Consider the following 12,043-nt stretch of genomic DNA (forward strand, 5'->3'; position numbering starts at 1 on the left):
GTCCGAGGGCATCGACAGGACGAACCCGCCGGTCGCCGCGAGCAGTGCAGCGATGAGGAGAAGCAGGCGAGGTGATGCGCTGGTCATAGCAGTCGGGCCCCTCCCGCATAGCCGGACATGGCGTCGACGGCGTCCAGGCGTACGACTGCGCCGGGGCGAGGAGCGTTGACCATCACACCGCCGCCCACGTAGATCCCGACGTGGTAGATCGTCGAGTCCCGGCCCGGCGCGTAGGCGTAGAACACGAGGTCACCGGGCCGGAGGGCGCCCTTGCCGAGTCCTACGGGAATGCGGGAACCGACACCGGCCTGGGCGGCCGCGGTGCGCGGTAGCCGGATCCTGGCCCTCGCGTACGCGTAGGTGGTCAACCCGGAGCAGTCGAAGCCTTTGATGGCGGCACCGCTCTTCCCGCTGGGGGAGCAGCAGATCCCGTACGACGCTCCGCCTGCGTTGCCGCCGCCCCACGAGTAGGGAGCACCGCGCTGGGAGAGCGCCGCGTCGATGACGTCCTTGGTTTTCCCGGTGACGTGGCCCAGGTCCGGGGTTTTGGCGGCGGCCGTGTACTGGTCGATCCAGCCCAGCACGTTCGCCACATAGGCGTCCGAGTGGTTGTACTGCCAGATCGCGGCTTTCAGCTGGGAGCGCTGAGCCAGGTCGCGGCCGTTCCCGCACAGGTAGACAGCGGCGCCGAGCGCGGCGTCATCCGCGTTGTGCGGATCGGCTCTCCCATCCCCGTTCGCGTCCTTCCCGATCACCTCCCAGGTGGAGGGCAGGAACTGGAACGGGCCGACCGCCCGTTCGCCCGTCGCGGTGCCGTCCCAGCGGCCGTCGTCGGTGTCGGGGAGGGCCGTGGTGTTGCCGCCCGCCCCGGAGCCGTTGAGGAGCACTCCGTAGATCTTCGGTCGGATGTTGCCGCCCGCGGTGATGCTGCGGCCCACGGCGTGGTTGGATTCGACCTTCGCGATCCCGGCGAGGATCGGCCAGCGCATGCCGCGGCACGTCGGCACGTGCTTGCTGACCTGCTGGACCGCTCTCTTGTAGGCGGTGAACAGGCGCGGCGGGATGTCGGCGGAGGTACCGCCCTCAGCGATCCCGCCGTCGCCGGCAGCGCTCTGCAGTGCCAGGACCGCGCCGATCGCGCTCGAGACGGGTGCGGCGCAGCACACGGCGGCGAACATCAGCAGTGCAACCACGCATCCCCACTGGCGAAGCCGGCGCACGGGCGGCCTCACTCGTCCCCGTCCCTAGGCTGGCGACGGGCCTGCTCCTGCTCCCGCTTCAGGCGAATCCGTTCGGCCTCGGGCGCGGTGCGCCGCATCAGCTCCTGCATCCGCATCCGTGCCTCCTCGCGCGTGGCGCTGCGCGCGCTGCCGACCCCAGGAAGAGCTGAGCCTTGTGGCCGGCTGCTCGCTGGCGGCTGCGCTGACGGCACCGGAGCAGATGCCACAGCGGCTGCAGCCGTATCGCGTACTCGCGGGGAGTCGGGTCCGCTGGTAGCGGCGCTCGTCACTGTGCGGCTCGCCGGGGTGCTCGTCGTAGCCGGTGATGCTGTGGTCGGCAGGCGGCGGCTGATGAACGGACCGCTTCCGCCGCTGTCGTCGGTGCGCTCCCGCAGGATGTGGGAGACGTGCCGTCCTGTGTCGCCCCAGGCTCGGCCGTCCTCGCGGACGGTGTTGCCCCATACCCGTACCTGCTGGCGTGCGTCGTGCGCGTACTGTGCCCTTCCCGCCCTGGCTCGACGGACATGGGCCGGCAGCCCCACCGTCGCCCCGTACGCGACCCGCCCGCCCCGGTTTAGGATGCGGTAGCCGCGAAAGCGCACCAGCCGGTTGTGGGCGCGAGTCGCCAGCAGGCTGCGGTCGCGGCCCTGGTCGTGCAGCACCTTGCCGGAGTTGCGGTTGATGACCTGCCCTCCGTCATTGCGGTACCGGTCCGCAGGGCCCGAGGGCCGGCGAGGCCCGACGCCACCGGGACGACCGCCCGACAGGTCCGGCCCACCCTCGCCCGGGTCACCGCCTGCGGCGGGCTTGCGCCACTTGGCGAGCTGCTCGCGGTCCGGGCGGCGGCCGATCAGCAGCCAGTGCGCGCTCCTGGCGCCCACCCGCACCCCCATACCGCCCACGGCTGCCGCCGCGGTGAGAGGCGCGAGACCGCGTCCGGCCTCGGCCGTGGCCTCGCCAAGGATGCGGCCCGGGTCCACCGGCATGCCGGTGCCGTCGAGCAGCGAGGACAGCGCGCCCATGAGCCGGTGACGGGTACCGAGCATCCCGAACCGTCCGCCTCCGCCACCGGTCACAGAACGCAGGCCACCGCCGTAGCTGCTGCCTCCTGGCTGCGCGTGCATGGCGAGCGCGGCACCCAGCTCCGAGGTGTCGCCGGGCATGTGGGTGCCACCGACCTTGGCGTAGCGCATCCGCATCGCCATCCGCCGCCCGAAGGACGTGATGCCGGCCAGCAGCCTGCGGTGGCCGGCCGCGCCGGCGATGGCCAGCACGTCGATCAGCAGAATCCGCTCCACCAACAGGTCGGGCCCGTCGGTGATGGTGGCGTCCACAGCGATCCCGAAGAACGGCACGAACGCGCACACTCCGACCATGGCGAGGACACTGATGCCCCACAGGGACAGCCACTTCCACACCGACTGGCGCGCCGGGCCCGGCAGCATGCCGGCGACGAACGTCACGCCTCCGACGGCCGCGGCCGCCGCGCACGCGGCCTGTGTTGCCAGCATCACGATCGCGGAGGAGAGCAGCATGCCGCAGATGAACAGCGCGGCGACCAGGAGCAGGGCTGCGCCACAGACCCGCCACCAGGTGGGCTTTTGTGCGTAGCCGGCGCAGGACTTTCCCACCGGGCCGGCCTTCTTCAGGTCGGCGAGGAACGCGGCGAACTCCTGGTCCTCCTCACTGACCACGGGCGAGGCGGTGTCCAGGAGCTGCCCGCCCGGGGTGAACTCGGGAAGTGAATCGCTCGCGGACTGCCCTGCGTGCTCGCGCTGGCACCACTTCTTCGCCGGGCCCTTGAGGAGCCCGCACGGATCGTCCTTGCCGTCCTGGACCGCACCGGCCTTGTAGCCGCCAGTGATCCACTTCAGATGGACGGCGTAGGCCCTGCGATCGGATGCCTTCGCCGGATCGAGGATCCGCCCGTACTGCAGCAGCATGTACGGCTTGACGATCAGCGCGTTCGAGATCGAGTCCTGGATCGGACGGGCCACCTCTCCAGCCGACACCGGTCCTTCGCCCTCATGCTTCAAGCACGTGATCTCCGCGTTGCCGGCCATGCCGTCGCACGGGCCGCGGCCGGCAAGCTTGCCGCCCCAGTCGTAGGAATTGACGGATCGCTGCGCGACCTGCGCAGCCACCTGCTGGCCCTGCCCGAGCGGCCCGTCCTGCGCGAGCAGGTAGTCAGGGCGCACAAACGTCGAGGCCGCGAACGCCGCGATCAGCAGCGTCAGAAGGATCTCGCCCAGCCCCCGGCCGACCTTTCCCCGCACGATCATGAAACCGGCGAACACGAACGCCCACGCCAGCACCAGCCCCTTCAAGCCGAGCGTGTCGACGACCACCGCGTTGTAGGTGTCCGCGACCTTCTGCGCGGGACGGGTCAAGATCTTCAGCAGCGGAAACCGGAAAGCCAACTCGACGGCCCACCCGGCCAGCCCGACCAGCAGCCGAATCAGCGTGAACAGCCCCGACAGGGCGAAGGCCAGCGCCTGTGACTTGAACGCCACGATGGACCCGCCCGAAGCGTTCAGCTCATACCCGTTGATCGGCACCCCCTCGGAGGAGGCGATGTTCAACGGGGCCAGCAGGTCACCGCTCTCACCACCGCTACTGCTCGCCGCGTACACGACCTGGCTGTTCACCACGACGAACACGATGCTGAGCAGCACGACGAATCCCGCGGAGCGCAGGGCGCCGCGGTCGGGACGCAGCATGTCAGCGCCGTCCCTGACCGGAGGCCGCCGCAGCGTCCGTCGACGGTGCCACGCCCGGGCGCCCCGGCGTGGTGGTGATGGACGCGGTGATGCGGTCGATGCGGGGGATGACGGCCTTGACCCGGCCCGTGTTCTGCCGAGGACAGGTCAGCAGGAACTCGCCCTCCCGGCCGCGCTGCCCGACGGGGGAGAGTCCGGTGGTCACCAGCCGCAGCAGCTCCGTGTCGTCCGGGTCCAGGCCCACGAACTCCAGTCCCCGGCGGGCGCGTTCACGGTCCGCAGTGCGGGCCAGTGCCCGGTAGGCCATGAGGCCACGGTCGGGTCCGAGCTCCTTGGCATCGTGGGATCCGGCGAGCAGGCCCGCGCCGTGCTTGCGGCCGTCGTGGAGGATCTCGTGGACCAGCGCGGTGCCCTCGGCGGACGAGGTCAGCCAGTACAGCTCGTCCAGGACCACGGCGGTGAACCGGCCAGGGTCCTCGAACGCGGTCTGACGGGCGATCGCCGCGATCAGATACAGCACCGCGCGACCGATCAAAGCCTCCAGTGGCTGCTGATGCAGCACTTCGGGCTTGTCGAAAGCGGCCTTGGGCGGCAGCGTCAGCCCCGCCGTCGTGATGACGATCATGTCGGAGGCACTGGAGGCATCCAGTCGCACCGGCGGCAAGCTCGGATCGAACACCATCCTGGCCAGGGAGTTGGTCGCCACCACGCGGATGAGGCCGGCCAGGGTGGCAGCCGCATCCTGCCGTCTTCCCGCCTCACGCGCGGCCATGGTCTCGAGCACCTCCAGGACACGGTGCATAGAGGGCGCGTCGCTTACGGCGGCCTGCTCCACGGCGTGGTGCAGGACCTCCCCACTGGTGCTCATCGGCCCGATACCGAGCTGCAGGGTGAGATAGGACAGGGCGTAGTGGCGGCCCTCAGGGCCCGCGAACATCCGCAGCGGGTCGATGGAGACTTCAGCCTGGGCGGCGTCGATGATCTGGACGCGTCCGTTGGCCGCACTGCGGGCGAAAGCCGCCCATTCACGGACGGGCGTGCGGTCGATGCAGATCGCGCAGCCACCCCGCGCCCACACCGACTCCGCGATCAGCTTCTGCAGGACACTCTTGCCCGCGCCGAGATCACCGACGACACCCATGGACGCGGACGCGTCCTGCTTCGGCGCATCCGCCACATTGATCATGACGGGACGGGTCGTGCCGCAGTCCAAATCGATGCCCAGGAACATGCCGTTCGGGTCACCGACCTCCGCCGTGGTGAAGGCACCCCCCAACGCCCAGTCCTCGCTGACCTGGTGCTGAGTGAACTCCCGCACCACACGCGGCCGCACCGTACCGGGCAGACCCAGCGCGAACAGTGCCTCCTGCAGGCCGGCCGGCCGCACCGCGCGGTAGTCCGCGCCGCCGAGCAGCGCCGCCAGCGCACGGGCCCGAGCATCACAGACGGCCGCCGTCGGCCCCCACACGGTCAGCACGGTCACGGACTGCACCTCGACCTCGACCGACGTCCGCGACAGCCGGGCATCCAGTTCACCCAGATCACGGGCGGCATCGGCCAAAGAAGAAGGCATGCCGGTGGGCCGTGCATCGTACTGGGCGGCTTGATCGATGAGTTCGTTCTTCTTACGCCGCACCTGATCCCGCGCCTTCTCCGCCCCCACCAGCGTGAGGTCGACGGTGTAGTCGACGGGAAAGTCGAGCATCTCCAGCTGCGCGAACAGATCCGCTGAATCCTGGCCGATGACGGGAGGGCATTCCGCCAGCGCCAACTGCGCCTGGTAGCCGCAGCCCACCTCGGACTCGACCTGAAGCCAGCGCCGCCGCAGCGGCGAGCCGGTGTTCAGCCGCCACCACGCGCCCCGACCCGACCGCGAGATCCGCCCCACGCCCGTCAGGTCCTCGACGTCGTCGACCGCCGGATCGACGCCGCCTTCCTGCAGCCGCACCTGCCCGAGGTCCGCGTAGCTGGGGGAGCGCAGGACACCGCCACGGACCTGACCGCCGAACAGCGAACTCGTCTCAGCCTGCGTGAGCAGCGGCTCCGGCAGCCCACGGTGAACCGCGTGCTGAAGCATCCACACGATCTCTGCGGGACGAGCCCGCCGGAACGCGATACCGCCGGCGAGCGCGGCCTCCACCCGGGACGCCTGCTCGCGGTAAGCGATCACCTCGCGCCTCGCCACCGCAACGGGCCGCACCCCCAGCATGAGGGACAACTCCGCCCACAGCGCACCCATGGACGCCGACACCGACAGGCCGGCCGACCCGGTCGGGAGCGGCACGGCCAGCCACAAGGTCCGGTGATGCATCTCCTGCTCGCCGAGCAGGTCCAGAGCAGCTTCAACGTTCTCCACCCACGGATGCGGACCGTCGCCCTGCACGGCCCCGGCAGGTGCAATGCCCTCGATCATGCGCAGGGCAACCTCACCCGCATCGACCTGCGCACACAACCCGAACAGGCGCGGCGCCCCGGACAGGGAACGCACCAGGTGGGTAATCTTCCCGAGCTGCTCGTCACGGACCGCCCCGGACACATAGCTGCCCTGGACACTCTCCTCACGGCACCCCTGCCCGTCGGGGCCCGGGTGCAGCCGGTACACAGCCCAGACACTGCCCTGGGCCGACCAGACCAGGTGGCCGGCGATGTGACGGATCGGCACTCTCACCGTGCACCCCCGGCCTGCTCGGCGAGCGCGAACCTTCGGCCGACGCACCGCCCAGATCGCCAGCACCCACACGACGACCGGCACCGGACCCATCCACGACCACACCGCGATCGACTTGAACAAAACGAAGCCCCCGCCGACCGCGACCGTGATCTGCGCGGGCGTGTACGGCCCCAGAGGGATCTTCCAGTCGGCGACCTTGCCCAGCACCCACGGGTGACGGCGCGCAGCCGTGTAGAACCGGCCCGACCGACCCGCGGCCGCGCCGGCGCTCACAGCCCAACCTCCGCACCGGCGACGACCTCACCCGTCGCCGGAAACGGCGCGCGGCCCGGCGAGGCCGGCGCGCCCCGGGACGGATGGCTCACCTCGTCCTCGAACATCTTCGCCAAGTCCTCGCGGGAGTTGTACAGACCCAGAGCGACCACCAAGGCCAGCAGAGCCGCGATACCGGCCTTGATGCTGAACCGCTGAACCATGACGACCACCACAATGCAGACCAACCCGACCTGCATGCCCCTATCCGCCCACTCCTTGAACATGGAGATCCAGCTGTCACCCAGGTCGTTGAGCTGCCCGGCCAGCATCAGATCGTGCACCGGCGTCATGACCGGCCTCCATCCTGGTCGGTCCCCGGCCCCAGCCCGGTGACCTCCCACCGGCCCGACCGGGCGGTGAGCGCAAGCTCGTAGGCCAGCGGCCACCGGCCGTCCTCGTCACGGGCCTCGACCTGGGCAAGAACATGCACAGCCGAACCATCGGCACCCACCTCCCCGACGGCTGCGACCCCCTCGACCGCCCGCACCCGCTGCACAGCCGCCCTCAAATACGGGGCCGGCGTCACCGGCGACAGCGCCACACCAGGCGCGAGGTAGCGGCCCACCTCCCCCGCACCGGCCAGATACGCCGACAGGAACTCGCCCACCGAAGACGACAGATCACCATCAGGGACGCTCACCCGGTACGACGACACCGGCACATCAGCGCGCCCCGGTACGGCCACCACACCAGGAGCACCGGTCACCGTGAACGAACCACCCGTGCGGTCAGCGACCACCGGCACGGCATAGGTACGCAGCCGGCCATCGGCGTACTGCGCAGCCACCGTCACCGACCACGCACCACCCTTGCCGTGCGCACTGCGCACCGCCGTCACCGAATCCGGCCGCGACTGCGCACCCTCGGCCAGGTCGGGCAACGCCACATCCGGCGCCATCGACTGCGCAAGCCGCGCCTGCGCACTCGTCGAGTCGTCCGCACTGCTACGCAACCAGGCGCCGAGGAACAACTGCGCATACCCGGCAGGGTCGGCACTCTGCACAGGAGTGCGCACCAGAGCCGGCTTCGACGCCGCTGCCTGCACCGTGGTCGGAGCAGAAGCGATCGCCAGACCCAAGGCGATCGGGCCGGCCGCGATAGCGGTCCAGGCCACCAGACGTGTAAGCCGTACGCGACGCCGCATCCTCTCCAGCGCCGCGCCCGCCGCCACAGGAGCAGCTGCGCTCTCGGATACCAGCTTGTCAGGTGGCATGCTCAAACTCCCAGGTCAGAACGACTGTTGATGACCCAGAGCAAACCCACAGACCCCAACCCGACCACCAACCACCCGACCCCCACCACAGTCACGAAGAGGCCACAAACCCCGCGGTCGGCCCGACCACAAGCCCCACCACGGATGTCGCCGCGCCAGGGGAGGCCCGCAGCGACGCACGACACGCACGACACGCACGAAAGAGCCACCATGCCGCCCGCCGCAGACCTGGGCGTCACAGCCGTTGCGCAACTCAGGAGACGAGCCCATGCGCACAGGCGTCCACTCGATGCGCAGCAGCTGCGCGCTGCCGTAATTGCGCACCACCGGCGCGATGCGCAATCGGATTGCGCAATATGGCGTGATGGCATCCTGCGCACCCGTGGTCGGCCCCACGAGCCCGACCATGGAGCCGACCGCGGACCCGACCGCGGACCCGAGCGCGGAACCGACCCGGGTCTGATGTCAGACCGTGACCAGTGGCGGGGTCCGGCGGACGCCGAGCTGGTCGGGGCCGACGAGTGAGTTGGCGACATGCGCAACAGGCATCAGGACCAACGCCCGCTCCCACACACCCCAAACCGGTGGGACACGAAGGCCGCCCCACGCCTTGCGAGCCGGGCACTCGCTCACCACCGCATGCTCCGCCGACTGTCAACCCGTGCTCGTGAGGGAACGCACGCGCTGGGGCTGGATCTCCTGGGCCGTCCCCAGGGACGGCCCCCTCCCCGTAACCTCTCACCGAATCGGCGTCATCGCCCCCGGCACGCCCCGCGCCCAACGCGCAATCCTTCATTGGCTGACAGGACGGCCGGGCCGGCGCATTACCGTGGGCCGGGCGCTGCCCAAATCCGTCCGCTTCTCACCGTCTGCGCCGTCATCGGCAGCCTGCTCGTCGGCCCGCTCTCCATCCGTGCCGGCCCCGCCGTCGCCCTTCCCGCCATGCCTCTTGTCCGCCTACTTATCGAGCGCCTGGAAGGCCTCTTGGACTGACGAACGCCCGCACGTCGGCGGCAGCCAGGGCGAGGCCGCCTGACGGTACACACAACTCCTCACCACCCTGCAAGACCAGCTCATCCATCACGACAGCGCTACGGGCTGCTGCGCGCAAGCGAGGCAGGACACGACCTGCTGCGGGACGTCGCAGCCCTGATCTAGACCCAGGACACCCGCTCCGTCTCGTCCGCGCTGATAGCCCGAGGGATCTTGATGCCCGGACTCGTGGACCAAGCCGAGAGGTCCACCCCCGGCCCCTGGTAGCCGGGTGATTGAACGTGCCGAGAGCGAGTTCGCTGGGGCGCGTCAGGAGCTTCATTCGGTTGCGGCCTGCCCGGTGTCGTCTAGCGGCGGCCTCCTGACCTCCGCTTTGAAGGGCGACCCGATCATCCGCACGACCCTGACGACTCCCACCGCGACCGCAGGGCCGGCCGCGTAGGCGCGGGGATGATCCCTCGTCCCTGAGTAACAGCCACACCGACTTCCACAGGGCGGACAGAATTGACGACCCCTCATCGACGACATGTCTTGCACCATCTCTTGCGGCTACTCCTGCGTCTCTTCTTGCGCCATCTCTTGCGCGAGGGCGGAAGCCCAGCTGGCAGCCGTGCAGCTCGCCCCAGTCTTCTGCTCGTGGTGGGGATGCTGGCATCCCCGGTGGAGCCACTGTTCCCAAGCCGGTTGGCGGGGGCCGGGCGGGGCGGGCACGGTCGAGCAGTGACCACGGGGACGGCCGGCGCCGTCTGTAGAGCACCGGGCAGCTCTGCCGCTGTGCCGGTGCCCATGGCGGTTCGGGGGCAGCGCTCGCTGCGTACCCGCTCCTGCAGCCGATCGAATGAGGCCAGGAACGTCAGGCAGAAGGAGATCCGCAGGAGCGTGTATGCGGTCGCTTACTCGTAACGGCTGCTGGTGCGGGCAGCCTGGGGCGGACGCCACGTCCGCCCTCCTGGCCGGACGGCCGTCCGCCCCTTGGGTCGCGCTGCACGTCTTCAACCCGCACGGCGACTTCTACGACGAGGCTGTCCGGCAGCGGGGACAGGATCACCGCGCACCGAGGCGCGGCAGCGGATCGAGGACACGATCCGCGAACACCTCCGAACCGTTCATTCGGATCACCCGACTACGTTGCCGAAAGCACTCATCTCAGTACCTCCACGCTCACTGGCAGACTGCCCTTGAGAGCTAGTAACACGATCACGCTGAGACGCGGTCTAACCTTGTTGGGGTGTCGTCCCTCACTGTTACCGCTTCTGCGCACTCATCGGCGTCTGCCACCCTCGTCTACGCGGCACTCCTGGATGCGGAATCCTGGCCGTCGTGGTCCGCCTACGCCGACGTTGAGTGGGATGTGCCTGCGGGAGTCGACCGGCCGGCACGCGTGGATGACCTGCGTACTATCCGCTCCCGCACTGGACGTGTGTGCGGCAGCGAGCGCGTCGTCGAGATGGTTCCCGACCAGCGGTTCAGCTACGAACAGGCCGCAGGGCTGTGCACATCTCATCGAGGGTCTGTGGATCTGGTCCGAGCTCCCGAAGGCGGCACTGACATCACCTGGTCAGCGACCTACCGGCACTCCCTTCCTCTCTTGGACACGCTCAGGAGGCGGCGCCTGCAAGTTTGGGTGCACGATCTCGCGTCGTACGCCAACTCAATCGTGAGCCGTAACTCCTGAGACAGGGGCGAAACCCTGAGTGTGGTGTCCCATGCGCCCGCCCTACGGGGCGACCGCTTCGTCTCGAAGCAACTTGGGCAGGCTGCTGGCCTAGGGTTGGTATGCCTATCACCAGCGCTGATGGTTCGTACGCGCCCGCGCGGGTACGGCCGGTGTGCGCCAGCGATTTTACGCAGTTGGACACGCGCCTGGTGCGACCGCGTCACTCCTCCCCAGGTGGGATGAGGCGACCGTGAGTAGACCTGCAGGGAAGACGGAAGCCGACAGCTCGGTTCGCGGATCAGGGTCTGAACAGCCAGTGTTCGATCTCGTCAATGCCGATGCGGCGCCCGAGCCGCCTGCTCTCCTCGCGGGCCCAGCGATCCAGGAGCGCGCAGTACCGGGCGTAGGTGCTGGTGGGCCATCCGTCCTTACCGAGCGAGTCCCACTTACAGGTGTCCCTGAGTGTGGCGGCCACCTGGGAGTCGAGGATCACGCACGGGTGATCGAGAGCTCCGCTGCCGGCGAAATAAAGGACCTTGGTCGAGAACGCCGGGCCCAGATACGCGATGGCGTTGCGGTCTCCTGGGCGCAGAGCTTCGTACGCCTGCGCCGGATCCACGCGGGCCGTCTGTAGAGCCTGGCGCAGAGCCGCCACGGCTGCGGACAGGTTATCCGCCACAGCTTGGATGCGCTTGCGGTTGAGGCGGAGTTTCATGCCGCTGCCCCAGGCGAGCACTCGCCACAGGAATCGCAACAGCTCCTCGTCGGAGCCCGCATCAAGGTTGGCTGCATCCGTGAACAAGTCGCCGCGACTGAGCTGCGTGACATCCGGTCCGGTCATGGGCGCACCGGGCAGGCGAGCGGCGGCTATCTCGGTGTTCCACCAGTCGGTGGCTATGGGGATGGTGTGACCGTTGATCCGCTCCGACCGCCGCTTGGCAAGAGCCTCACGGCACGCGCGCGGCAACTGCAGGCGAGACAAGTCGGTGGGCTCCATGACCCCATCCTGCCCCGCGGGAAGGAGGGGGCATGGCAACTCCGGTGCTCACGCTTGCCGATGCTGACGAACGAAGGCGCTCGGCCCACGCTGGGGCACAGTGCTCGACGGGTTCGGCAACCAACACAGCTCCGGAGCACAATCAGAGTTCGGCCTGTGAATCGGCTCTGATCAGTGGGTTCCTTGATCTCAGGGGGCGTCCGGTACCTTCCTGTATCGCAGATAGTGCGAAGTCGGAAGTTGCCTCTGGCTTCTGC

The 12,043-nt window shown here is 69.2% G+C and carries 7 protein-coding genes; 1 reads left to right on the forward strand and 6 read right to left on the reverse strand.

Annotated elements, in window-relative coordinates; all coding sequences use genetic code 11:
- Positions 1-83: 83 nt before the first annotated feature.
- From ACFV2J_RS34665 to ACFV2J_RS34685, 5 genes are all read right to left on the reverse strand, one after another.
- Positions 84-1,193, reverse strand: a complete 1,110-nt coding sequence (locus ACFV2J_RS34665; RefSeq protein ID WP_385093073.1) for a C40 family peptidase — start codon at positions 1,191-1,193, stop codon at positions 84-86.
- Positions 1,194-1,228: 35 nt separating this feature from the next.
- Positions 1,229-3,940 (reverse strand): hypothetical protein, encoded by a 2,712-nt coding sequence (locus ACFV2J_RS34670; protein ID WP_385093071.1) that lies wholly within the window; start codon positions 3,938-3,940, stop codon positions 1,229-1,231.
- 1 nt (position 3,941) lies between these two features.
- Positions 3,942-6,608, reverse strand: a complete 2,667-nt coding sequence (locus ACFV2J_RS34675; RefSeq protein ID WP_385093068.1) for an ATP-binding protein — start codon at positions 6,606-6,608, stop codon at positions 3,942-3,944.
- A 272-nt stretch (positions 6,609-6,880) separates the two neighbouring features.
- Positions 6,881-7,216, reverse strand: coding sequence for a hypothetical protein (locus ACFV2J_RS34680; protein WP_385442403.1), 336 nt, complete (start codon positions 7,214-7,216; stop codon positions 6,881-6,883).
- Entirely contained in the window at positions 7,213-8,139 is a 927-nt protein-coding gene (locus tag ACFV2J_RS34685; protein WP_385095060.1) for a conjugal transfer protein, read from the reverse strand. Before ACFV2J_RS34685 ends, ACFV2J_RS34680 begins: the two co-directional genes overlap by 4 nt.
- Before the next feature lie 2,221 nt (positions 8,140-10,360).
- Here ACFV2J_RS34685 and ACFV2J_RS34690 point away from each other — a divergent pair.
- Positions 10,361-10,807 carry an SRPBCC family protein gene (locus ACFV2J_RS34690; protein ID WP_385095056.1) on the forward strand — a complete coding sequence of 149 codons (447 nt, stop codon included), beginning with the start codon at positions 10,361-10,363 and terminating at the stop codon, positions 10,805-10,807.
- A gap of 280 nt (positions 10,808-11,087) precedes the next feature.
- Here the strand turns inward: ACFV2J_RS34690 and ACFV2J_RS34695 are convergent, their stop codons facing one another.
- Positions 11,088-11,786 carry a hypothetical protein gene (locus ACFV2J_RS34695; protein ID WP_385095053.1) on the reverse strand — a complete coding sequence of 233 codons (699 nt, stop codon included), beginning with the start codon at positions 11,784-11,786 and terminating at the stop codon, positions 11,088-11,090.
- Positions 11,787-12,043 lie beyond the last annotated feature (257 nt).

The sequence above is a fragment of the Streptomyces sp. NPDC059668 genome (genome assembly GCF_042734135.1).
Taxonomy (GTDB): domain Bacteria; phylum Actinomycetota; class Actinomycetes; order Streptomycetales; family Streptomycetaceae; genus Streptomyces.

Excerpts from the sequence above, each read along its gene's own strand:
- ACFV2J_RS34670 (WP_385093071.1), bottom strand. The coding sequence starts at position 3,940 with ATGCTGCGTCCCGACCGCGGCGCCCTGCGCTCCGCGGGATTCGTCGTG.
- ACFV2J_RS34680 (WP_385442403.1), bottom strand. The coding sequence starts at position 7,216 with ATGACGCCGGTGCACGATCTGATGCTGGCCGGGCAGCTCAACGACCTG.
- ACFV2J_RS34685 (WP_385095060.1), bottom strand. The coding sequence starts at position 8,139 with ATGCCACCTGACAAGCTGGTATCCGAGAGCGCAGCTGCTCCTGTGGCG.
- ACFV2J_RS34695 (WP_385095053.1), bottom strand. The coding sequence starts at position 11,786 with ATGGAGCCCACCGACTTGTCTCGCCTGCAGTTGCCGCGCGCGTGCCGT.